Origin of the sequence: Arthrobacter sp. ERGS1:01, from assembly GCF_001281315.1 — a bacterium.
GTDB lineage: Bacteria > Actinomycetota > Actinomycetes > Actinomycetales > Micrococcaceae > Specibacter.
Genome location: NZ_CP012479.1, coordinates 1,038,143 through 1,059,793, shown reverse-complemented (window position 1 = coordinate 1,059,793; position 21,651 = coordinate 1,038,143). Strand labels below are relative to the sequence as shown.

Sequence of the window (21,651 nt, the reverse complement as noted above, 5' to 3'; positions counted from 1 at the left end):
ACATAACGGCGCTTTCTTCGCTTGCAGGGGGTTCCTTACTCCCCTGCAAGCGAAGAAAGCGCCGTTATGTCGTTTGAGCTAGCCGTGGTTGGGCGAGATGCAGAACTCGTTGCCGTCGGGATCGGCCAGCACCACCCAGGCAAAGTCGCCGATCGAATGCTCCTCCAGGCGTTTGGCGCCCAGCGACACAGCCCTGGCGGCCTCGGCCACCATGTCGGCGGCCGCGAAATCCAGGTGCAGCCGGCGCCGGCCCGCCGTGGGGGCGGCCACCTCCTGGATTGCCAGGCGCGGCATCCCCTCACCCAGGGAGAGCCAGGTGAAGCCGCTGCCCGATGCGGCGACCTCCGTTTCAAGGAAAGCCGACCAAAAACCAACAAGTTCGGCCGGATTGGCGGAATTAATGACCACTGAGGAAAGTTTGACCATGCCGACAGTGTAATCCGCGACACCCGGAGCCGCTACGGCATAGGGTGGAGGGGCGTGCCCGCTGTTCGAAGGGTACGCACCACTGATATTTCATAAGGAGTGAACATGGCTACAATTCGCAACGCCCACACTGGATGGGTTGGCGATCTTCCCACGGGTGCCGGACAGGTTACCCTGGACAGCTCGGGACTGGGCACGTTCGACGTCACCTGGAAGGCCCGCGCCGAAGCGGCCGAAGGCAAGACCAGCCCCGAAGAGCTCATCGCGGCCGCCCACTCGTCCTGCTTCGCCATGGCGTTCAGCAATGCACTGTCCGAAGCCGGCAAGGCCGCCGACTACGTCAACACCTCCGCCGCCGTCACGTTCGTGCCCGGCACCGGAATCACCGGCAGCCACCTGACCCTGGCCGCCCGGATCCCCGGCATCACCGCGGAAGAGTTCGCCACCATCGCCGAGGGCGCCAAGGCCGGCTGCCCCGTCTCCGCTGCCCTCGCCGGCATCGAGATCACCCTGGACGCGACGCTCGACGCCTCGTAGTCCCCACCCGCTCCCAAACCTCGTACCTCGGTTCGGGGCCCTCGCGGGCTAGGTGTTTGGGTCCGGATTGCAGATATGGCCGCCTCCCCGTCGGGTAGGCGGCCATATCCTTTTTACAGGGCCTTACGGACGCGGCGGGAGCGCTCCCGGTGCCACGTTGCGGTAACCGGCCAGTGCGGGCGGTTGCACGGTGGGGATCTCCTGGAGCATCTCCAGGAGCACACCCACGGCGGCCTCCAGCTGGGGATCGTTGCCGGCCATGTGGTCGTGCGGTGCGAACGGCACCTCAATGTCCGGTTCCACGCCGAAGTTTTCCACGTGGAAGCCCTGGCCGTCCCGGAACCAGAAAGCGTAGCGCGGCTGGGTCACTTCTGTTCCGTCGGCCAGCGAGAAGCGCCCGTCGATGCCCACCACGCCGCCCCAGGTGCGCATGCCCACCACGGGGCCGATCCCCCGCAGTTTCGCCACGGCCGTAATGATGTCCCCGTCGGAGCCGGCAAATTCGTCGGCCAGGATCACCACGGGTCCCCGGGGCGCCTGCGACGGGTAGATCTGGGGTCCTTGTCCACGGGCCAGGCACCAGGCGTCCATGCGCCGGCTGATGACCTCGGCCACGAGTTGCGAGGTGTGGCCGCCGCGGTTGCGCCGAATGTCGATGACCAGGGCGTCGGCCGCCGTTTCGGTGTCGAGGTCGCGGTGCAGCTGCGCCCATCCGCGCGGCATCATGTCCGGGACGTGCAGGTAGCCGAACGCGCCCTTGGAGGCCTTGCGCACCATGGCCCGGTTGGCGCCGACCCATTCCTGGTAGCGCAGGCGTTCCTCGCTCTTGAGCGGGACGACGGCGACCCTGCGGCGGGTGGGTGCGCCGGCGTCGCCCGCACCGCTGCCGGGGGCGCTGCGCAGGGTCAGTTCGACAATCTTTCCGGCAGTTCCGGCCAGCAGCACCGCGGGGCCCTGTTCCGGCACTGGGATGCCGTTCACGGCTTCGAGGATCTCGCCCTGGCGGACGGCGACGCCGGCCGCAGCCAGCGGGGAGTATGCCTGCGGGTCGGAGGAGTCCCCCGCCATGATGTCCGTGATGGCGAAGCCGTCGGGAGTCGCGACAAACCCGGCGCCGAGGTATCCCTGGCCTGCGGCGTCGTCGTTGCTCGTTGCCGGGGTCACATAGGCGTGGGAGGTGCCCAGCTCGCCGTGGAGTTCCCACAGCAGGTCCATGAGGTCGTCGTGGCTGCCCAGCCGTTCCACGATGGGGCGGTAGCGGGCGTGGACGGCGTTCCAATCGGTTCCCGCCATGTCCGGCGTGTAGTAGAAGTCGCGCTGGAGCCGCCAGGCCTCGTCGAAGGCCTGGCCCCAGACGCGCACGGGGTCAAGCATGAGGACGATCCGCTCCAGGTCGACAGTGACGGTGTCGGCGGCGTCCTTGGCGGGCTTGGACCCGACCGGCAGCACCGAAACGGCCTCGTCGTGGACCGTGACGATCCATTTGCCGTCGCCGCTGAGCCGGAAGTCGTCCAGTTCCTCAACGACCCGGCTGACCTTGCCGGTGGCAAAATCGAAGCGGTCAAGGCGTGCCGGCGCCGCTTTGTCGGCCGTGGTGGCCAGGCCGTCCCCCGTGGCTCCGTCGCCGCGCTCCACCAGCCACAGCAGGCCGCCCGCCGTTGCGGACAGCGCCGTGTAGCGGTCCTGCGGCACGGGCACGGCAATGATGCGTGCGGCCAACCCGGCAACGTCCACTGCGACCGTGGGAACGGGTGCGTCGTGGTGGTCCTTGGCGTGCTCGGGGTGCGGGGCGCCGTCCACCGAAGGCCCGAAGGGCGACGGCGTCGTGGCGGCCATCGCGATCAGGAACGGTTTTGTTGCGACCGGGAACGAAAGGTCAAAGGAGTGGGTGTCATAGACCGGATCAAAGCTGCGACGGGACAGGAACGCCACGTACTTCCCGTCCGGGGTGAAGTCGGCGCCGAAGTCGGCGAAGCGGCCGTCGGTGAGCTCGATGATGCGTTCACCTTGGTGCTTTTCGGCGTCCACGGCGGCCATCCGGAGCCGTGAATGCCGTTCGTCGGAATCCAGCGGCTCCACCCACAGCAGCCACGCCGAGTCGGGGCTGAACACCAGTTCCTCCACCGCGCCCGCGTCGGTGTGCGCCACGAGTTCCATGGATCCATCATGCACATCCACCAGCAGGACCTCGCCGGATTCCGTGCCGATCGCGATCTTGGTGCCGTCCGGGCTTGCCACGGCCTCGGCGGCCCGGGTGCGGGCCGGGTAGTCAAGGCGCCGCAGCTCGCGGGCATCCTGCCCGGAATCAGCTTGGGCGGCTTCGGGCTGGCCCGCCGTTGCGGCCGCGGGTGCCGCTGCAGCCTGGTCCGCGGTGGCCTGGCTTGCGGGGGCGGCGGCCTGGGCCGGAACGTCGAACACGGCACCGTTGACGGCGTGCGCCGAGACCGGGCGCGGCAGTTGCGCGGCGTCGCCGTCGGATTCGCCCTCGGGGTCGGCGGGTGCGGGGGCGGTCAAGGGCGCCGCGTCGGCGGGGGCCGGCGGAGCGGACTGCGGCGACGGATCGGCCAGGGCCCGGATGTACAGGGCCTCCTCGCCGCCGGCGTCGGCAACGTAGAAGACGTGGCCGGCATCCAGGGGCCGGGCAAGCCGGGCGCGGACGCCGGGCTCGGCGGCGATGACCCGTGCGGGGCCGTCGCGGTGCGTGATCCAGTGGACGGTGCCGTGCGATTCCACCACGCTGGCGCGGCCGTCGCGGCTGGGCACAACCTCGTTGAGGTGCTTGCCCACGTCCAGCTTCCGGGGACTGCGGGCCTGGTTTGTGGCGCCGAGGGTGATTTCCAGCTGGACGGCTTCGTCGTTGAGGCTGTTCAGGACGAACAGGTTTCCGGCCGATTCAAACACGATCCTGGTGCCGTCGGTGCTGGCGTGGCGGACGTAGAAGCCCTCAAAGTCGGTGTGGCGCTGGAGGTTGCCGCCGTCCGGGAGCACCGAGTACAGGTTGCCGTGGCCTTCATGGTCGGAAAGGAAGGCGATCCGGCCGGAAACCCACATGGGGTCGCAAACATTGCCGTCCACCTCCGGCAGGAGCCGGGCAAATTCGCCCGAACCGTCGGCGTCGATCCACAGTTTTCCCGCGGTGCCGCCGCGGTACCGCTTCCAGGCGGCGGGCTCCCGGGAGAGCACCGAGGACAACACAACGGGCCGCTCGTCACCGACGACGGTGCCAAAGGCGACGCTGTCCACCGGGCCGTAGGGCAGCCGGCGGCGCTGCCCGTCCCCGACGGACACCGCATACGCCCAGGTGAGGCGTGCGTCGGGCTGTTCAAAGGCGCTCGTGACCACCACGTCGCCGTCGGCGGTGAAGCCCTTGACCTTGGTGCCGGCATGGCCCCAGTGGGTCAGCTGCTTCAGCGCACCGCCGTCCACGGGGGCAGTCACCACTTCGGGCACAGCCCCCCGCGTCACGGTCCAGACCAGGTTTTTCCCGTCGGGGGTGAAGCGCGGATTGCGCGGGGGCGAGGTTTCTGCCGAGACCCGCCACGCACGGCCGCCGGCCAGCGGGGCAACCCAGACGTCGTCCTGGGCCACAAATGTCAGCAGGTCTTGGTGCAGATGCGGGTAACGGAAATAGCTCGAGGAGGTCATTACCGTATCTTAGCCACACAGTTTGCCGGTGCGGCGGGGACCGGCCGCTATCTTGCACCGTTTCCCCCGGCCGGGAGGATTTCCTGGATCACCCACCTTCCCTGGAGCAGCACGAGCACGATGCGCAGCTTTTGTTGCTGTTGGCGTTGTTGCTGGTACACCACGGCACCGGCGGCATCGTTTTCGGCAAACGGGCTGGTGGTGACGGTGGCGGCCACCGTGGCCGTGACGGGAGTGGCACCGGCGGGCGTGCTCCGGCTTTGTTCCCTGGCCGCGGTGACCGTGGTCTCAAGTCCGGAGTAGGAGTGTTTGGCGCCGGTCAGCGCACGGAGCGTCGCGGTGTCCGCTTTCACGGCCGGCGAGCCGGGTGCGTTCACGGCCGCCAGCAATGCTGCGTCGGCAGTCGAGAGCGCGTAGGACCTCAACCAGGCAAGCGCCGGCAGGACCTTGGCGGGGTCCTCCGACACGAGCCCCTTCCGGATCTCCCCCGGCACCCGACCCGCCACCGGGCCAAGGGCTGCCAGTGCTGCCGCGGATCCGCCGCCCGTCGACGGCGGGACCGTTACGGCAGTGGGAGCGCCTCCCCCGGCTTGATCGGGCACCCCTGCCTGCACGGATCGGGCCACCAGTTGCCACCCCACCAGGAGCGCCGCGACGACGGCTACGCCGGCTAGCAGGGGAATCCAGCGGCTGGGCAGCCGGCTGGGCACGCGACGGGGAACACGGCGGCGCATCCACGAAGGAATGCCCCGGACTCGCGGGCGGTCGCCCCTCGGAAACAGCCGACCCAGGCCGCGGCGCGGCGGCTGATGCGCGCGCCGCCGGGTGAGCAGGTCCGGGAGCACGCTGGGATGGACGGCCAGTGCCAGGGCCACGGGTTCGGCCCGGGCACTGCGGAAGACGGCCTGGGCCAGGGCGGCCGGCGTCGGGCGTTGGGCGGCGTTGTCGGCCAGCCCCGCCTCCAGCGCCGCGGTTAGTTCGGCCGGAACTCCGGGGACAGACAAGGAAAGCGGCATGCGGTCCCGGGTGGGCGGCGGTGCCGAACCCGTGAGCGCATACCAGCCGACGGCGGCCATCGCGTAGACGTCCGAGGCCGCCGTGGCCTGGTCATCCTGCGCGCAGAAAAAGCCCGGCGTGCCACCCGGGGAATCATGGGTCTGGCCCGTCATGCGGCCGCAGCCCAGGTCCCCAGGAGCGGCTTGCCGTGCGCAGTCAACAGGACATTGCCCGGCGAAACATCCCCATGCACCACCCCGCGCCCGTGCAAATACGACAACACCTCCCCCAGCGGGGTCAGGATGGTCACCACCTCGCCCGGGGTCAGCGGGCCTCGGGCCGCCACGATATCCCGCACCGAACCGCCCGCGGCGTAGTCCATGAGCAGCGCCCAGCCGCTGCCACCATCCCCGTCCAGGGGCACCACGTCGTGGACCCGGATCAGATGTTCATGGTCATATTGGGCCAGAATGCGCCATTCTTGTGTGATTTCGCTTTCATTGTGACACCCGGCGCCGGAGCCGGCAGGGCCCGGCAGCAGGCACTTGGCCGCCAGCGGCACGGTGCCGTCCCGCGGCTGCACCAGCCAGACAGTCCCGGAGGCGCCGCCGCCCAGCCTGCGCACCGGATCACAGCCCGGAATGTCCGGGGGCCGCCCATTGCCGTGGTCATCGCTGAAAGTCTCCATAGGTCAGTGATAGTCCAATTCGCCCGATCCCGCTTGAAGTTATCCACAGGCCGGCCGGTTTTCGGATTTAGGCGAAATTGCAACGTCAACTAAAGTGGCCTACATGACTGTTGAGTTCAAAGAAGTCGGTTTTGCCCCGGATTTCATCGACTACAACGGCGCTTGGAATCATCAACGCGAAGTGCACGACGCCGTCGTCGCTGGCACCGCGGTGAATACAGTGCTGTTGCTCGAACATTCCGCTGTCTACACGGCCGGAAAACGCACCGAAGACCACGAACGCCCCTTTGACGGAACACCCGTCATCAATGTTGACAGGGGTGGAAAGCTGACCTGGCATGGTCCGGGGCAGCTTGTCATGTACCCGATCGTCCGGCTCAAGGACGCCCACGGCATCCGCCAGTACGTCACGGTGTTGGAGGACATCATCATCGAGACGCTGGCCGCCTTTGGCGTGGACGGCGTCCGCGTGAAGGGACGTGCCGGCATTTGGCTGCTGGCCGATGAAAAGGGACCGGACCGCAAGATTGCCGCCATCGGCATCCGCGTCCACGAGGGCGTCACCATGCACGGCATTGCCATCAATGCAAACAACGATCTCGCCCCCTACGCCCAAATCATCGCCTGCGGCATCAACGACGCCGGCACCACCACCATCGCCGCCGAAACCGGCAACAACGTAACCCCCACCGAGCTGGCCCCGGTCGTCATCGCGGCGACCCGCCGCCACCTGACCCCGATCATCACCGATTCGCTCCCCGGCGAATCCCACCCTGAACAAGAATTGACCGGCACCCGCGAACAGCGCCCGGTAGAAGGAGCATCGCTGTGACGCTGGCACCCGAGGGACGCAAACTGCTGCGGATCGAACAACGGAACGCCGCGGTTCCGGTGGAGCGCAAGCCCGACTGGATGAAGGCGAAGGTGACGATGGGCACCGAATACATCGCCATGAAGAACCTGGTCAAGGGCGAGGGCCTGCACACGGTGTGCGAGGAGGCCGGCTGCCCCAACATCTTCGAATGCTGGGAAGACCGCGAAGCCACCTTCCTCATCGGCGGCTCCGAGTGCACGCGCCGTTGCGACTTCTGCCAGATCGATACCGGCAAGCCCTCCCCGATCGACCGCTTCGAGCCGACCAAGGTGGCCCGTTCCGTCGTCAAGATGAACCTGCGCTACGCCACGGTCACGGGCGTGGCCCGTGACGACCTGGAGGACGAGGGCGTCTGGCTCTATGCCGAGACCGTCCGCAAGATCCACGAGCTGAACCCGAACACCGGCGTCGAGCTGTTGATCCCGGACTTTTCCGGCAAGCCGGAGAACATTGCGGCGATCTGCGAGTCCGCCCCCGAGGTGTTCGCCCACAACGTGGAGACCGTGCCGCGCATTTTCAAGCGCATCCGCCCGGCCTTCCGCTACGAGCGTTCACTGGATGTCATCAGCCAGGGCCGGGACCACGGCATGGTGACCAAGTCGAACCTGATCCTGGGCATGGGCGAGACCCGTGAGGAGATCTCGGTGGCCCTGCAGGACCTGCACGACGCCGGCACCGACCTGATCACGATCACCCAGTACCTGCGCCCCTCCGAACGCCACCTGCCGGTGGACCGCTGGGTCAAGCCGCAGGAATTCCTGGAACTGAACCAGGAGGCCGAGGAGATCGGTTTCCTGGGCGTCATGTCCGGACCGCTGGTGCGTTCCTCCTACCGTGCCGGCCGCCTGTGGGCCACGGCCATGCGGAAAAAGGGCCGCGACATCCCCGAGCACCTGGCGCACATCGCCGAAGGCATCGAGGATTCCGGGCACACCCGCCAGGAAGCCGCCTCACTGATCGCAGCCCAATAGGATTCGCGCAGTAAACCCGCCCAACAACCGGTAGAATTGACGTACTATGGCCAAAACCTCTGACTCCGCCCAGCCCGCCGCTGAGAAGCCCAAGCGTTCCCTCTTCAACCGTGCCCCCAAGGACGGTGCACCGAAGAAGGAAAAGAAGCCCGGTCGCCTCAAGCAAATGGTGGACATCTTCAAGATGACCCGCCGCCACGACCCCATGGTGGTCTGGTACATGCTTGGCGCATTCCTTGGCCTGATCCTGGTCTCACTCCTGGTGACGGTGCTGGTGTCCCCCGGCAACTGGATCACCGGCCTGCTGGTGGGCCTGCCGCTGGGTTTGTTGGGCGCATTGCTGATCATGTCGCGCCGTGCCGAGCGTGCCGCGTACTCCCAGATTGAGGGCAAGCCCGGCGCAGCCGGCGCCGCCCTGAGCTCGCTTCGCCGCGGCTGGATCTTCGACGAACAGCCCGCCGCCGTGAACCCGCGCACCCAGGACGTCGTGTTCCGTGCCATCGGCAAGCCGGGCATCGTGCTCGTCACCGAGGGTCCGTCCACCCGGGTCAAGGGCCTGGTGGATGCCGAACGACGCCGCCTGAACCGGATCCTGCCCAACGTCACCGTCACCGTGATCGAGACCGGCAAGGGCGAGGGCCAGGTGCCGATCGCGAAGATCACGAAGAAGATGAACAAGCTCAAGGGCGAACTGACCAAGATCGAGGTTGGCGCCGTCAACAAGCGCATCTCCTCCATGGGCAACAAGCTGCCGATCCCCAAGGGGATCGACCCGTACAAGGCGCGCCCCGACCGCAAGGCTTCACGCGGACGCTGACGCCGGCACCACCGGTTAGCCGCAAAAAGGCCCCGTTCCCAAGTCCAACCGGACTCGGGAACGGGGCCTTTTCGTTTGCCGTCCCGGTGGAGACAGCCGAAGCCGTTTGCCTAGCGGCGAACGAGGATTGTCTTCATGGCCTTGTCGTGCAGGCCGCGATGGTCGGCGTCGACAATCACCACGGGGATCACCAGGCACACCAGCACGGCGCGGACGACGCCGGCGAGCAGGCCGGCGGGGCCGCCGTCGAGCCTTTGGACCTGGATGCCCATGATCCGGTGGCCGATGCTGTAGCCCAGCGTGCCCACCAAAACCATCTGTTCCAGCGCGAAAACGGCCAAAATGGCGTTCGGGTTCGCGTTGAAAAAGGCGATGGCAATGAGGTAGCTCAGGCCCCAGTCAATGCAGATGGCCAGGATGCGCCGGCCGGCACGCGCCATGGAACCGCGCCCGGAATCGGGTAATCCCAGCCGTTCGCCAGGGTAGTTGGATATATTGGAAGTGTCCGGGCCGCTGAGCCAGGACCCGATGTCTTTGCGATCTACCACCCTCCAAGCCTACCGGTGGAGTGCCAAGACTCGGTCACCGGAACAAACCCAGGGCAGCTGTAACGTGCCGGAAACATTTCGGACACTCTCGAGTAATGGCACCGCCCTACGCTTGTAAACGTTGCAGTTGCACGAGCGGCCGCGAAGCACCGGCCGGAATCCAGAACGCCAAGGAGCGTAGATGTTCAAGAACGCGGAAGAAGTCCTCCAGTTCATCAAGGACGAAGATGTAAAGTTCGTCGATATCCGATTCACCGACCTGCCCGGCGTGCAGCAGCACTTCAATGTCCCCGCCAAGACGGTTGACCTGGACTTCTTCGTCCACGGCCAGCTCTTCGACGGCTCATCGATCCGCGGCTTCCAGGGCATTGCCGAGTCGGACATGCAGCTGGTCCCGGACCCCACCACCGCATTCGTGGACACGTTCCGCAAGGAGAAGACGCTTGCGCTGAACTTCTCCATCGTGAACCCCCGCACGGGTGATCCCTACCACCGCGACCCCCGCGGCGTGGCCGAAAAGGCCGAGGCATACCTGGCCTCCACCGGCATTGCCGACACCGCATTCTTCGGTGCCGAGGCCGAGTTCTTCGTCTTCGACAACGTCCAGTACGAGTCCTCCCCGCAGGGCTCCTTCTACAAGATCGATTCCGAAGAGGCCAACTGGAACACCGGCCGCGAGGAAGCCGGCGGAAACCTCGGCTACAAGACCCCCGTCAAGGGCGGTTACTTCCCCGTGGCCCCGATCGACCACCAGGCCGATCTGCGCGACGCCATGTGCCTGGAACTGGATGCCGCCGGCCTCGAGGTCGAGCGCTCCCACCACGAGGTTGGTGCGGCCGGCCAGGCCGAAATCAACTACACGTTCAACACCCTGGTCCACTCGGCCGATGACCTGCAGAAGTTCAAGTACGTCATCAAGAACACCGCCTGGGCCTGGGGCAAGTCGGTCACGTTCATGCCCAAGCCGGTCTTTGGCGACAACGGTTCCGGCATGCACTGCCACCAGTCGCTGTGGAGCAACGGCAAGCCGCTGTTCTACGACGAGAAGGGCTACGCCGGCCTGTCCGATCTTGCCCGCTGGTACATTGGCGGCCTGCTCAAGCACTCCTCCGCCGTTTTGGCATTCACCAACCCGACGGTGAACTCCTACCGCCGCCTGGTCAAGGGCTTCGAGGCCCCGGTCAACATGGTGTACTCACAGGGCAACCGCTCCGCCGGTATCCGCATCCCGATCACCGGTTCCAACCCGAAGGCCAAGCGCCTGGAGTTCCGCGCACCGGACCCCTCCTCCAACCCGTACCTGGCGTTCTCCGCCCAGCTGATGGCCGGCCTTGACGGCATCAAGAACCGGATCGAACCCCCGGCTCCCATCGACAAGGACCTCTACGAGCTGCCCCCCGAGGAAGCCAAGGACATCCCCAAGGCTCCCGAGTCCCTCGAAGAGGCGCTCATCGCCCTGGAGAACGACAACGAGTTCCTGCAGGCCGGCGGCGTGTTCACCCAGGACCTGATCGACACCTGGATCGACTACAAGCGCGAATACGAGATCAAGCCGCTCTCCTTGCGCCCGAACCCGTACGAGTTCGAGCTCTACTACGGCTGCTAGCTAGAACATGCGGATTTTGCGGGGTTAGTCCGCAAGCAGTCCGCAAGAGAAAAACTTTATGACAGAAAAATGGGGCCGGAACGCAATGTTCCGGCCCCATTTTTCGATGCCCAAATTCTTATGGGCCAGCCTTTTCGACTTGTCCGCCGAGCGACTTTTTGCGGGCTGCAAGGACGCCAGCGACGGCTGTCCGCGACGCTTCATCCTTATCGGGCCACATGTGGCTATAGGTGTCCAGGGTGGTCTTCGCAGAAGCGTGCCGTAGCCGGGCCTGTACCACCTTCACATCAAGGCCTTCGGAAATCAGTAGGGACGCGAAGTAGTGGCGGAGGTCATGGAAACGAAACCCTTTAGGTAGGCCCTTGATGGTTTCCCTGGCTTCCCTAAACCTCGTCTCGAAAGTGTATGGGGCAATGGCGCGGCCATGCTCCGCGGCGATGATCGTTTCGGAACCGAGAATTGATGGGTTGCGGTTCAGCATCACGGCGAGCTCACGCGGAATCGGGATTGGGGTCTTCGACGTGTCAGACTTCAGCGGTTCGTCTGGGTATTGGATGGCCGGCGAGATTACGCCGCGCATAAAGTCGATGTCTTTGACACGCAGGGCGACGGCTTCGGCCACGCGCAGGCCGGCAAACGCACCCAGGAGGATGCCGGGACGGGTCCAAGCGTCCATGGCGTCATAGAGCGCCCAGACCTGCTCAGTGGTGGCTACAAAGGGGCGCTGCTTGCCCATGGGTGGCGATGTCCGCCGACTCAAAGGTGACTTCGGCAGTATCCCGTCATGGACTGCGTCCGAGAAGATGTGTGACAGGCGGCTGTGCAGCGCGTAGATCGTGGAGTCGGCCAGCCCCTCATTCTTGAGTTTCGCCGTCCATGCCTTGACCTCGGAGGGACGCACGCTGACCAACGTCCTCTTCCCGAACGCGGCATCGATCCGCTTGACATGTGACTTGGCTTGCTTCACTGATGACGGTCTATTGTTCGCGTAACCGTTCAACCAGATCTCACACCACTCCCCCACAGTCAGTTTCGCCTTCTTCGGGTCTACATAGTTCCCAGTGACCATCGCAGCTGTGACTTCATCCAGCCACTCCTGCGCACTGATCTCACCAGGCTTCGCAGTGTCGCTCTTGTTCTTCAGTCGAAAATGACGCGAGTGCTCCTGCCCATCAGCGTCCCTATACCGGGCCCGCCATTTGCCGTCAGGGCGCTTCTTGATCGACGCCATGGCCATCTACCTCGGCTTCAAAAGTCTCCCGCTCCAAGGCCTCTAGTTCTCCCTCAACGAGGTCTAGTGTGCTGCGGGTCAAGATGATTTCAGCGTTTGAGAGAGTCTTGTTCATGGTTTCGCTGACCTTTCCCGAGCCTCCGGCTAGTTCAATCTCTTCTCTCAACAGCTGGGCGTTCACGCTTACGAAAATACGGCGCTCTTCAACGTCATCAACAGCAAGCCGAAGTGTGGACACTGCATTCGAGTAGTCATCGATGAAGAATCTGAGCTTCAGCCAGCTATCAAGGACATCTTCAGGATCAAGTAGGTCCTGAAGTTTTCTGTCAAATAGCTTCGCAAGAGCCACCGCTTCATCCAGGCGAACGGACCGCGACCCCTCCTCGGTGCGCGACACGGCAACCTGACTGTATTTTGGCCAACCTGACTCCTGCATTCTGCGGGCAAGCTCAGACTGAGACCACCCATAAACTTCGCGAAATCGCTTCAAATTTGCGGCGAACAACGCCACCGGCATATCTGCCCTTGATTCATCCATGTATAGATACTCCCACAGCAATGTTGCACATTCCAAGATTCCCAACTACAGTCTTCATTGTTGGACTTCCCCAACAGGAATGAATAGGAGACAAGATGAACGCCATAACAGCCATGAAGCTGCTGACGATTGATGAAGTGGCAGAACTGCTGCGAAAGTCCGCAGCCCAGCTCCGATGGATGCGTCACAACGGCAGTGGCCCGAAGTCCGCCAAGCTCGGTGGCCGAGTTATGTACCGCGAGCAGGACGTCATCGACTGGGTAAACGCCGCATTCGATTCGGCTAGCAGTTAGTGGGGTTCAGCCCTGGGGACCGAGTCCACTGGTTGCCACACGGACTCGAAGGAACAATCATTGACGATCGCAGTGCAGACTGGCCGGATTTCATCGGTGTCCAGTGGGACAACGGCGACAGGACGTTCGCAGCCCCAACGCACATCCGTATTGAGAAAAAAGAAGACCGTGACGCTCTCGCCAAAGAACACGCCACGGCCGTAAAACCAGCACCCTCTAAGGAGCAGATTCACTTGAAGTGTAGCAACATCACGATCCCCGCAGGGTACGCGCAGGCAGAGCCCGGTTCGCCGGTATTCATGGCCGATGTCATTGAGGGGCGTGGGCACCATATCTACCGCGAGTTCGACCGCAGCACAAACGAATACAATCTCCATTTTGAGTTGGATCTGGACCGGGACCTGTCGCCGTCTGAATCAATCGTCCTCGCTCAGAACATTCTGAAGCTCGCTGTTCCAATGCAGGAGGACCAGCAGTCGCGAGCCGAAGCCGGTACGCCGACTATCCCTGCCTGGGCCGACACCGCTCACTACGACGCGGAAACAGATACCCTCTCCGGTCGCGGGCCCAGCATCCATCTCAATGACGGGCGCCAGAAATGGGATATCCATTCGAGTTGGTTCGAAGGTGGCGATGAACAGTTCACAATGGCCAAGCGGTTCATGGACCAAGGCGAATTCGCCAATTCACCTGACGAGTGCTTTTCATTCTCATCCCGAGAGGAAGTCATGACTGTCATGGCCAGCCTCGTCAGCCTCGTTGCCGCAATTACGGAGGGCGCCAAGTGAACGCTTCAACACTCGCGGCACCCACTCAGCTCCACGAACACATTGCCGTACTTTCCACTGTTCCTGTATGCGACTTGGCCGCCGAGATGGAGAACCGCGTCCGGGCCAAGTTTGGCGTCCCGGGTGGCTTCCATTTGAACCTCACTGTCAATGATGTCCAAGAAATGCTTGCCGATCCTGACTGGCACGGAGACTGGACCGGCCCAACGATCGAGCTCAACGGCGGTCAGATCACGACACATTGGGCACCGGACACGGGTGTTGATTTCTACCTTGACTATGAAGGTGACAACCCGTGGCCCATTAGCCAGGCCAGCGCTCTGGGAGCAGCCATCCAATCACTCGCTACACGCTTCACGCCGGACTACGGCACCAGCGGTGAGGGGACAGGAATGCAGCCAGGTGCACCAGTTGCAGCCCCGATCAAGTGCGAGCCTTGGTGCAGCGACGGCGATGGACATCCGGAAGAAGCCCTCATGACAGACAAGCACTGCTGGTCAGAAGGCAAGATCGTGCCACTGGCAACCAACAACGCAACAGCACCTGTCGACGAGCCGGACCTCCTGGAACTGTACATGCACCGCCCTGAAGAGCACAGGGATCCCGTCGTCGGCATCAACCCGGATCGAGTTCACACGCGAAGTCTTGAATTTACAAAAACGGAATGGGACCAGTTTGTCATCAGTGGCAATGAACTCTGGGAGGCAGTCAAATGAGCCTTATGCCACCGAAGGGCTACAGCAAGGTAAAAGGGCGCCAAGATCTATGGACTGGAGTCGAGTCCATGGACCGCGGATGGATTGTCACGCCAACTTGGAACTCAGCTACGGGCAATCACGCGCTCGAGGTCTGGACACCGAGACTCAACTTCCTGACGCCCGCTGAAGCGCGCCGCCTGGCCCAAGTGCTACTTGCCGCTGCGGATGCCGCGGAAGCAGCCAGCACGGCCATGAAAGCGCAGACTACGGGAGGTTCTCAGGACGATGGCTAGGGACCGCGCAAACATCCGTGTCGATATGCTCTCAAATACCGACTACCGGAGCCTTAGTATGGCTGCTCAGCATCTCTACAAGCTACTTCTCATCCACCCGACTCTGAATTACGCAGGCGTAGCCGACTGGCGGCCAGGGCGCCTGGCAAAGATCACCCGGGGCGTGACTGCGAGCGCCATTCGAGAAGCCGCTGCGGAGCTCCAGGCAGGCTCATACGTCTACGTAGATGAAGACACTGAGGAAGTCCTGATCAGGTCGTTCGTCCGGCATGACGGCCTACTCGCTAGGTACAGGATGCCAATCGCTATGGCCAACGCCTACGCTGACATCTCATCGCCGAATATTAGACGCTACTTCGTTCATGAGCTCAGACGTCTATGCAACGACAATCCGGCGATGGAGTGCTGGAAGGAACCACGCGTAGCCGGGATCCTTCGCGAGCCATCAGAAGATCTCAAAGCTATTGCTTATGTCGACACAAGCACCACCGGTAGCCCTATCGAAAACGCCATCGGTAACAGCGTCGGTTATGGCGTAAACGCTGATGAGACTACCCCAGGTGCTACTACTACCCCTACTACTACAACTACTACTTCTAACGAAGTAGTTAAAAGAGAGACGCCGCAAAAACGCGGCATCCGCATCCCAGTCAATTTCAGCATCACCGCCGAAATGGCCCAGTGGGCATCCGTCAACGCACCAAACGTGGACTTCAACCTCGAAACCATCAAGTTCAAGAACCACTGGGAATCCAAGCCCGGCCGAGATGCTACCAAGCTCGATTGGGTCAAGACCTGGCACAACTGGATCCTCAGTAGCCGCCCATCAGGAGCAGCAGGTGCACGACCCACCACTTCCGATAAGATCCGCGACACGTTTACCAGGGGCCAAGCACTCCAGGCGCAGATCACACAAACGCATCAGCCCGAGTTAGGAGCATGACCATGGAGATCCAAGAAACGGCAGCGGTGCTCGCCAAAATTCAATCCTTCGACAACCGCAACGTCGACAACCCAAACATCATGGCCTGGCACGAAGTCCTGGCACCGTACACGCTCAACGACTGCCTGAAGGCGGTCAGCCAATACTTCGCCAAGTCGGCGGACTGGATCATGCCAGCCCACGTCGTTGAACGAGTCCGGGCCATTGAGGAATGCCGCAGGAACAAGTTCCATAGCGGCGTGTACCCCACCCAGAACGACGAGCAGTCCGGCAACTGGATAGAAGTAACTCGGCGCTTGAATCGGGCTGTAGCGACCGGAACCCTCACCCCAGCGGCCTACCAGCGCTACCATGACCAGAACCTCACTTTGGGCGCTGCGCTCGGTCTGGTGGCCATCCAGTGACCCCGGCAGAAGAAGAGATCCTCAGCGCCGCGATCATCACCAGCGGCGAATGCCTGGCAGGTGTCAATCTGACAGGGCGGGACTTCAGCACCATGGCAGGTGGGCTGCTGTTCGACCTGATCAAGACCATCGCTGAGTCAGGTGGCCATGCCGACCTCATCACCATCACCAAGGCGATCAACGGACTGCCTGCAGATGAAAAACGCGGATATCCCGCCGTCTCGGTCATAAACGCATTGTTCGCGATTGGCGCGAGCGGATCAGCAAGCCCGTTCCATGCTGAGGTGATTGCCGAGGAAGCGGCAAGACGACGGCTGATTGCCGCTGGCCAGTGGCTGGTCCAGTACGGCACCGAGGGAATGGACGTCGATTCACTGGCAGACAAGGCTCTGGAAGCCGTGCAAGGCGCCGTATCTGGGGTCTCAACAACCGTGGACGCTATCGGCGCAACCCTTGCCGACACGATCAACTCCTTCGGTGAACCAGTCACCTACTCCGAGACGCCATGGGACAGCATCAACCAGCTCATCCAAGGATGGCGGCCGGGCGGGCTCTACATCATCGGAGCCCGCCCCTCAGTCGGCAAAACCATCGCCGGACTACAAGCAGCTATCAAGCTCACAGCGCTCGGCCCGGTGGCATTCATCTCCCTCGAGATGTCCGAAGTCGAACTACAGAAACGGATGATCTCCCTTGACGCGAAGATCGACATCGGCCACATCACCAGGAACAACATCACCGAGGATGACATGCAGCGCATGAGCCCGGCCATCAAACGCTGGGAAACCATGCCGCTGTACGTCGACAAGACCCATGGCGCCAAGTTCTCCGACATCAGCCGACACGTCTGGTCTGTAAAGCGGCAGCACGGTCTGGCTGCCGTCGTGATCGACTACCTACAACTCATGGAATCTTCGGACCCCAAGAAACGCGAGTACGAAGTCGTGACGGAGAACTCGAGGAAGTTGAAGCTCCTGGCCCAGCAGCTCGACGTCCCAGTGATTGCCCTGTCACAGCTGAATCGCAGCTCTGAACAGCGCGATGGGAAAGTTCCGCAACTGTCCGACCTCCGCGCCTCAGGCGGCGTGGAACAGGATGCTGACGTCGTGATCCTGCTCCACCGCGACCTCATGAAATCGCCACACGAAATTGATCTGATCGTCGCCAAGAACCGGCACGGAATCACCGGGACCGCAGACATGGACTTCTGCGGCCACTACTCCGAAATACGCGACCGCTACCAGCAAGCGGCATGACCCCTGGGGGTACTCACTTCTGGGTACCCCCAGCCAAACAAGCACACGACAGGCTGACCCGAACCGGTGTCCAGCCATTCAACCAACCCAGAAAAGAGCTCACAATGACTTTCCGACACAACGGCAATACCTATGACGAAGCCGACCTATTACCTCTAGGTGACCGAGTAAACCCCGAAGCCATCGCGGCGGGACTCATGAAAGAGATCACAGTGAAATTCAACGGCCAAGAACGCCACCTGCCGCTCATCAGTGAGGCGGGAATAACGAAACTCAAGGAAGAATTTGATCGCAATGACGCCTCCGAGTGGACACGCCCCACGCCTGAGAGTGATGAAACCTCGGGCATGTACATCATCCTCGATGACAACGGGATGCCTACCGCGACTATGGACATCGATCAGATCCAGACCGACGCCATGGGCCTAGTTTTCAGTCTCGCCGCTCACTGCGGTGACGAAGCCAAGACTGAGGAAATTCTGGCCGAGCAGGTCACCCTCCACACCACCCACGGGCTCAGTCTCGTCTTCATTGCTGCTCTCAAATCCATGACCAACGACATCCTGGCCGGAGCGTTCGACGTCATGGAAGCGACGACCGGCGCCAAGCCTCGAGAGAAAATGGCCGAACTCGGAGGCACACCCTTTCAGGATCTCTCGGCATGAGCGGCTCCAAGCTGTACATGATCAAAGATGAAGAACCCATGCTGAGTCTGAAAGCTATAGCACTGCTCATGGGAACAACTGAAGAGGTCATCGCAGAGCTCCCCTGGATCAACGGCAACCCGCAATTCCCTAAGCACCTTGAACAGGCCGGCAAGCGGATCACTCGCGAAACAATAGCCCTCCTTGGATCAGACTCCATGTGGGACTGCATCGACTACCTCGCAACGAAAGAGAACCCATGAGCACCGTTACTACAGCACCCCCAAGCCTCTCCTCACCAAAGCATCACGTGTCTGTGAGCCTTGTCCGGGTTATCAAAACTGCATGAACGCAAAGCAAGTCACCGAGGCCGACATCGCGGCTTGCACCCATCTAAATGCCCGCACCGTAGGCGAGAAACTGAAATGCCAAAGCGTGTTGAACATTAGAGACTTCCCTGCCATCGCGAGAGTCCTCGACGTTAGCCCCGACACACTGATCGCCGCGGCAGACAGTCGCTAGGCCCGATTGCAGGAGGCGGGGTGCGACCAACAATCCGCCCCGCCTCACTGCGAAAGCCCAGCCGCTATGGGACGATTCCAGCATCCACAAGAACTCAACACCAGCTCTCAGGAGGTCAACGGATGCTCGAGAACGAAGATGTTGCCCAGTACCTCACTCCCGCCGACCTGTCAGTACACCTGCAAATTTCACTCAGCACGCTTGGCACATGGCGCTCACTTCGAAAAGGGCCGCCGTTCTACCGAATGGGCGGCCTCATCCGATACCACCCTGAGGAAGTTGCTACGTGGGCCAGAGAACAAGCGACTTCGCTGAAGACATGAGGACCGGGCGATTGCGCCAATTGTGGAACTGCGGACAGGACGGTTCGACATGACCTTTCAGGTGGGAAATTTTCCCACCTGAATCAGTTGAGGTGTTCAACACCACAGCTGACCTGCGCGGTGTTGAACGCTGTCCAGCCCGTCCGTTGATTTCAACTCAACGCACGGGCTGGACAGCAAGAGCTATCAGCTTCCGGTAGTTAGGGATAGCCCGACCTCGGATGAACACACCCCCTAGTGAATGGAGACAGAATGACAAACCAAAAGATCCACTATGCCGCTGGACTCTCGAATTACGTAGTAACCAAGGATCCGTTGACCGGGCATAAGGCGCCACGCCTCAAAGACAACCCCGGGCAAGTCCACGCGGTCTACAACGACGCACGCAGGCCGGCAATGCAAGCACCCTTTTTCGTCGAAGACACTTGGGACTACAGAGCCGCGGTATGCGGAAAGCTGATTCGGGTCATCATGCCGCTGTCATTCAAGGAGACCGAAGAAAACGTCTGCCAGAAGTGTGTTGCAAAAATGGCAACCGTTGATAAGTCTCAGCCCCTTCGACATGAAGGAATCCTATCGGAACGGTTCCATCTGGGCTGGCGACCACGCTGGGCTCGGCGCGCAACACAACAGCAACCAACCCGACCCAACAAGGACGCCAAAACCCCTAGAAAGCGGGGAATATACACCTAGATCGAACGTATGTTCGTGTTAATATTAAGTCAACCAAACAAGTCTATGGAGGACGCCTGATGCAGACCGCGGACTACGAGCACACCCAGCTGAAGAATCGGCTCACAACCCACCTCAATCGGATCCCAGAACTCCTCAAAGACCTCGACATAACACTCACCATGCAAGCCAAGACAGGCGGAGTTGGCAATGGCGGAGTGTCACCAAAGGAACGTAACGCCTTCCACATCGGCGCCAGCGAAGTCCGTAGTAACTACCACTCGCTGCTGTCCAGACTCTGCACCATCATTGATAAGGATCTAGGGCGATTCGAGTACGTCACCGACACGGCCAAGCTAGCCACCAAGGCCAAGGCGCACGCCGGATGGCTAGCAACCCATGAAGAAGCAAATGACTGGGCACAGGAGCTAGATGACTTAGCCAGGGCCCGCAATCGAATGGTAGACCGCCAAGCCGAAGGAAAAGTGTTCGCCGGCACCTGCCCAACCGACAGCCAGGGGCAGGACTGCGGGACTCAGCTCTACACGAACCCCGGCAATTCAACGGCTCGATGCCCCAATTGCAAAGCTACCTGGGACGCCCGCACCTGGCGCCGCGACGCACTTCAAGCCGCAGGAATTCACCAAGGCACAGCAACCGAAATCAGCCGAGCAATCTCCGACCCCGTCACCATGGACGTCATCGCACCAGCCACAATCCGCCAATGGGCATGCCGTGGGAAGCTCGCACCAATCGGACAAAACCACCTGGGCAAGCCCCTCTACCAAATCCGAAAAGTCCGCAACCTCTGGGCCCGGACTAAGGCCAACACCTACGCCAAGGCAGCTACGTAGACACGTTCGGCAAATAGTTTGACTATGGGAACACTGTCACGTAGTTTTGACATAGCGTCGAAAGACGTGACGAAAGGCTCGAAGCGTCCCCCCAAGGGCTTCGAGCCTTTCTCTTTGCCAGCGGCAATGAACCTAAAGGCACGGCGTCCAATCCAACCGTCCACAGCTTGGCCGAGATTCTCCTATTCGATGTTCTTCACCCAATCTATCGAAAGGTTGCGCGGGTCACTGTTCGGGCATTTAGAGTTACTGCACCTCGCGGCAACAGATTCGAACCTCCGAGTCGAGTCTGCGATCGAGGTGACATCGACTTTCCGATAAATCGGTTTGCCTCCACAATCTGAACAGACTTCACGCATAATATTCCCCTTTGACCTGGATCGAATTTGATGACTTGAAGCTACGTGCTCGTCGGTGGAGATGCAAGGCTGTTGCGCTGCGACCCAACCATCTAGAGCCCGTGCGGCACCCCATCAACTCCACCGAGGACGCGAACCCCATACGCGTAACGGCCTGGCCCGCAGCCACTCAGCAGGGGGCACATCTTCCCAGCTAAGCGTGGCCGACGAAAGCCGGACATACCGCCGATGCGCTGGGTGAAAGACCTTGGAACGTCGGCAAGCAAAGCACCACTCGTTCCCGCGAGCCGCAAGCCAAGGCACACAATCACCGCCCACCAGCTCAGGCAAAGCGGAAGCAATAACCAGGGCGAACACTTAGGAGACACCATGACCCTTCCAACATTCATCGCACGGGAAGCCGTGCAGGTAGCCAACGAAGGCGGACACGTCGTCATCCTCACCCAGCAACCACACGACGTACTCACCGACCTGCTGAACAACAGCGGCGAAGAACTGGCCCGCACCATTCGCCGCACCAACGGCAATGAAGGACTCGACTTCCACGCAGGCGGAAAGATCAGGCTCGTCCGCAGAGCAGACGAGTTCCGCGGACACTCGGCAGCACTCGTCATCATCCCCATCGGCACCAGCCACGACGACATGATCACCGTCCTGCCCAGCCTCGCAGACACCCATGACAGTGCCATCGTCGGATACCACTAACCACACCAGGCGGTGACACC

23 protein-coding genes are annotated in these 21,651 nt (G+C 62.1%); 16 read left to right on the top strand and 7 right to left on the bottom strand.

All coding sequences use genetic code 11. The features are described 5' to 3' along the window. Positions 1-78: 78 nt before the first annotated feature. Positions 79-426, bottom strand: coding sequence for a VOC family protein (locus AL755_RS08665; RefSeq protein WP_054010665.1), 348 nt, complete (start codon positions 424-426; stop codon positions 79-81). Between the two features lie 105 nt (positions 427-531). Between AL755_RS08665 and AL755_RS08660 the strand changes: the two genes are divergently transcribed. Continuing rightward, the gene (locus AL755_RS08660; RefSeq protein ID WP_054010664.1) at positions 532-963 is read left to right on the top strand and encodes an OsmC family peroxiredoxin; all 432 of its coding nucleotides are present in this window, start codon (positions 532-534) and stop codon (positions 961-963) included. A 123-nt stretch (positions 964-1,086) separates the two neighbouring features. On the opposite strand, the gene AL755_RS08655 is transcribed toward AL755_RS08660, so the two are convergent. Genes AL755_RS08655 through AL755_RS08645 form a run of 3 tightly spaced genes read right to left on the bottom strand, consistent with a single transcriptional unit; the run spans position 1,087 to position 6,292 of the window. Continuing rightward, positions 1,087-4,608, bottom strand: a complete 3,522-nt coding sequence (locus tag AL755_RS08655) for a S41 family peptidase (RefSeq protein ID WP_054010663.1) — start codon at positions 4,606-4,608, stop codon at positions 1,087-1,089. 47 nt (positions 4,609-4,655) lie between these two features. After that, positions 4,656-5,777 (bottom strand): hypothetical protein, encoded by a 1,122-nt coding sequence (locus AL755_RS08650; RefSeq protein ID WP_054010662.1) that lies wholly within the window; start codon positions 5,775-5,777, stop codon positions 4,656-4,658. Further along, entirely contained in the window at positions 5,774-6,292 is a 519-nt protein-coding gene (locus AL755_RS08645) for a protein kinase domain-containing protein (protein WP_054010661.1), read from the bottom strand. The genes AL755_RS08650 and AL755_RS08645 overlap by 4 nt, the downstream gene beginning before the upstream one ends. A 103-nt stretch (positions 6,293-6,395) precedes the next feature. Between AL755_RS08645 and lipB the strand changes: the two genes are divergently transcribed. Genes lipB through AL755_RS08630 form a run of 3 tightly spaced genes read left to right on the top strand, consistent with a single transcriptional unit; the run spans position 6,396 to position 8,954 of the window. Beyond that, positions 6,396-7,124 carry a lipoyl(octanoyl) transferase LipB gene (gene lipB, locus AL755_RS08640; RefSeq protein ID WP_082369541.1) on the top strand — a complete coding sequence of 243 codons (729 nt, stop codon included), beginning with the start codon at positions 6,396-6,398 and terminating at the stop codon, positions 7,122-7,124. Further along, positions 7,121-8,137, top strand: a complete 1,017-nt coding sequence (gene lipA, locus AL755_RS08635) for a lipoyl synthase (protein ID WP_054010660.1) — start codon at positions 7,121-7,123, stop codon at positions 8,135-8,137. Before lipB ends, lipA begins: the two co-directional genes overlap by 4 nt. A 46-nt stretch (positions 8,138-8,183) precedes the next feature. Further along, entirely contained in the window at positions 8,184-8,954 is a 771-nt protein-coding gene (locus tag AL755_RS08630; RefSeq protein ID WP_054010659.1) for a DUF4191 domain-containing protein, read from the top strand. 110 nt (positions 8,955-9,064) lie between these two features. Here AL755_RS08630 and AL755_RS08625 read toward each other — a convergent pair whose 3' ends face one another. After that, positions 9,065-9,502 carry an RDD family protein gene (locus AL755_RS08625; protein ID WP_054010658.1) on the bottom strand — a complete coding sequence of 146 codons (438 nt, stop codon included), beginning with the start codon at positions 9,500-9,502 and terminating at the stop codon, positions 9,065-9,067. 181 nt (positions 9,503-9,683) lie between these two features. Between AL755_RS08625 and glnA the strand changes: the two genes are divergently transcribed. Beyond that, a complete protein-coding gene (gene glnA, locus AL755_RS08620) occupies positions 9,684-11,108 on the top strand; it encodes a type I glutamate--ammonia ligase (RefSeq protein ID WP_054010657.1) in 1,425 nt (474 codons plus the stop codon). A gap of 118 nt (positions 11,109-11,226) precedes the next feature. Here the strand turns inward: glnA and AL755_RS08615 are convergent, their stop codons facing one another. After that, a complete protein-coding gene (locus AL755_RS08615; protein ID WP_054012955.1) occupies positions 11,227-12,339 on the bottom strand; it encodes a tyrosine-type recombinase/integrase in 1,113 nt (370 codons plus the stop codon). Beyond that, on the bottom strand, positions 12,314-12,877 hold the full coding sequence (locus tag AL755_RS08610) for a helix-turn-helix transcriptional regulator (RefSeq protein WP_150117080.1): 564 nt from the start codon (positions 12,875-12,877) through the stop codon (positions 12,314-12,316). The genes AL755_RS08615 and AL755_RS08610 overlap by 26 nt, the downstream gene beginning before the upstream one ends. 95 nt (positions 12,878-12,972) lie before the next feature. Here AL755_RS08610 and AL755_RS08605 point away from each other — a divergent pair, with 95 nt between their 5' ends. From AL755_RS08605 to AL755_RS08555, 11 genes are all read left to right on the top strand, one after another. After that, a complete protein-coding gene (locus AL755_RS08605; protein WP_237762637.1) occupies positions 12,973-13,170 on the top strand; it encodes a helix-turn-helix transcriptional regulator in 198 nt (65 codons plus the stop codon). A gap of 32 nt (positions 13,171-13,202) precedes the next feature. Continuing rightward, a complete protein-coding gene (locus AL755_RS08600) occupies positions 13,203-13,958 on the top strand; it encodes a hypothetical protein (protein WP_150117079.1) in 756 nt (251 codons plus the stop codon). Further along, positions 13,955-14,674 carry a hypothetical protein gene (locus AL755_RS08595; RefSeq protein ID WP_054010654.1) on the top strand — a complete coding sequence of 240 codons (720 nt, stop codon included), beginning with the start codon at positions 13,955-13,957 and terminating at the stop codon, positions 14,672-14,674. The genes AL755_RS08600 and AL755_RS08595 overlap by 4 nt, the downstream gene beginning before the upstream one ends. A gap of 582 nt (positions 14,675-15,256) precedes the next feature. Further along, positions 15,257-15,892 (top strand): hypothetical protein, encoded by a 636-nt coding sequence (locus AL755_RS08585; RefSeq protein ID WP_150117078.1) that lies wholly within the window; start codon positions 15,257-15,259, stop codon positions 15,890-15,892. A 2-nt stretch (positions 15,893-15,894) separates the two neighbouring features. Beyond that, entirely contained in the window at positions 15,895-16,296 is a 402-nt protein-coding gene (locus tag AL755_RS08580) for a hypothetical protein (RefSeq protein WP_054010651.1), read from the top strand. Continuing rightward, the gene (locus AL755_RS08575) at positions 16,293-17,552 is read left to right on the top strand and encodes a replicative DNA helicase (RefSeq protein ID WP_054010650.1); all 1,260 of its coding nucleotides are present in this window, start codon (positions 16,293-16,295) and stop codon (positions 17,550-17,552) included. Before AL755_RS08580 ends, AL755_RS08575 begins: the two co-directional genes overlap by 4 nt. Before the next feature lie 104 nt (positions 17,553-17,656). Next, on the top strand, positions 17,657-18,217 hold the full coding sequence (locus AL755_RS08570; RefSeq protein WP_054010649.1) for a hypothetical protein: 561 nt from the start codon (positions 17,657-17,659) through the stop codon (positions 18,215-18,217). Continuing rightward, positions 18,214-18,459, top strand: coding sequence for a hypothetical protein (locus AL755_RS08565; protein WP_054010648.1), 246 nt, complete (start codon positions 18,214-18,216; stop codon positions 18,457-18,459). The genes AL755_RS08570 and AL755_RS08565 overlap by 4 nt, the downstream gene beginning before the upstream one ends. 381 nt (positions 18,460-18,840) lie before the next feature. Then, complete coding sequence (locus AL755_RS24535; RefSeq protein ID WP_445290497.1) at positions 18,841-19,041, top strand: helix-turn-helix domain-containing protein; 201 nt, start codon at positions 18,841-18,843, stop codon at positions 19,039-19,041. Positions 19,042-19,793: 752 nt separating this feature from the next. Beyond that, positions 19,794-20,567, top strand: a complete 774-nt coding sequence (locus tag AL755_RS08560; protein ID WP_054010647.1) for a hypothetical protein — start codon at positions 19,794-19,796, stop codon at positions 20,565-20,567. A gap of 728 nt (positions 20,568-21,295) precedes the next feature. Next, a complete protein-coding gene (locus AL755_RS08555; protein ID WP_054010646.1) occupies positions 21,296-21,631 on the top strand; it encodes a hypothetical protein in 336 nt (111 codons plus the stop codon). The last annotated feature ends 20 nt before the right edge of the window (positions 21,632-21,651 follow it).

Excerpts from the sequence above, each read along its gene's own strand:
- AL755_RS08665 (WP_054010665.1), bottom strand. The coding sequence starts at position 426 with ATGGTCAAACTTTCCTCAGTGGTCATTAATTCCGCCAATCCGGCCGAA.
- AL755_RS08660 (WP_054010664.1), top strand. The coding sequence starts at position 532 with ATGGCTACAATTCGCAACGCCCACACTGGATGGGTTGGCGATCTTCCC.
- AL755_RS08655 (WP_054010663.1), bottom strand. The coding sequence starts at position 4,608 with ATGACCTCCTCGAGCTATTTCCGTTACCCGCATCTGCACCAAGACCTG.
- AL755_RS08650 (WP_054010662.1), bottom strand. The coding sequence starts at position 5,777 with ATGACGGGCCAGACCCATGATTCCCCGGGTGGCACGCCGGGCTTTTTC.
- AL755_RS08645 (WP_054010661.1), bottom strand. The coding sequence starts at position 6,292 with ATGGAGACTTTCAGCGATGACCACGGCAATGGGCGGCCCCCGGACATT.
- lipB (WP_082369541.1), top strand. The coding sequence starts at position 6,396 with ATGACTGTTGAGTTCAAAGAAGTCGGTTTTGCCCCGGATTTCATCGAC.
- AL755_RS08630 (WP_054010659.1), top strand. The coding sequence starts at position 8,184 with ATGGCCAAAACCTCTGACTCCGCCCAGCCCGCCGCTGAGAAGCCCAAG.
- glnA (WP_054010657.1), top strand. The coding sequence starts at position 9,684 with ATGTTCAAGAACGCGGAAGAAGTCCTCCAGTTCATCAAGGACGAAGAT.
- AL755_RS08615 (WP_054012955.1), bottom strand. The coding sequence starts at position 12,339 with ATGGCGTCGATCAAGAAGCGCCCTGACGGCAAATGGCGGGCCCGGTAT.
- AL755_RS08610 (WP_150117080.1), bottom strand. The coding sequence starts at position 12,877 with ATGGATGAATCAAGGGCAGATATGCCGGTGGCGTTGTTCGCCGCAAAT.
- AL755_RS08605 (WP_237762637.1), top strand. The coding sequence starts at position 12,973 with ATGAACGCCATAACAGCCATGAAGCTGCTGACGATTGATGAAGTGGCA.
- AL755_RS08585 (WP_150117078.1), top strand. The coding sequence starts at position 15,257 with ATGGCCAACGCCTACGCTGACATCTCATCGCCGAATATTAGACGCTAC.
- AL755_RS08580 (WP_054010651.1), top strand. The coding sequence starts at position 15,895 with ATGGAGATCCAAGAAACGGCAGCGGTGCTCGCCAAAATTCAATCCTTC.
- AL755_RS08570 (WP_054010649.1), top strand. The coding sequence starts at position 17,657 with ATGACTTTCCGACACAACGGCAATACCTATGACGAAGCCGACCTATTA.
- AL755_RS08565 (WP_054010648.1), top strand. The coding sequence starts at position 18,214 with ATGAGCGGCTCCAAGCTGTACATGATCAAAGATGAAGAACCCATGCTG.
- AL755_RS24535 (WP_445290497.1), top strand. The coding sequence starts at position 18,841 with ATGCTCGAGAACGAAGATGTTGCCCAGTACCTCACTCCCGCCGACCTG.
- AL755_RS08560 (WP_054010647.1), top strand. The coding sequence starts at position 19,794 with ATGCAGACCGCGGACTACGAGCACACCCAGCTGAAGAATCGGCTCACA.
- AL755_RS08555 (WP_054010646.1), top strand. The coding sequence starts at position 21,296 with ATGACCCTTCCAACATTCATCGCACGGGAAGCCGTGCAGGTAGCCAAC.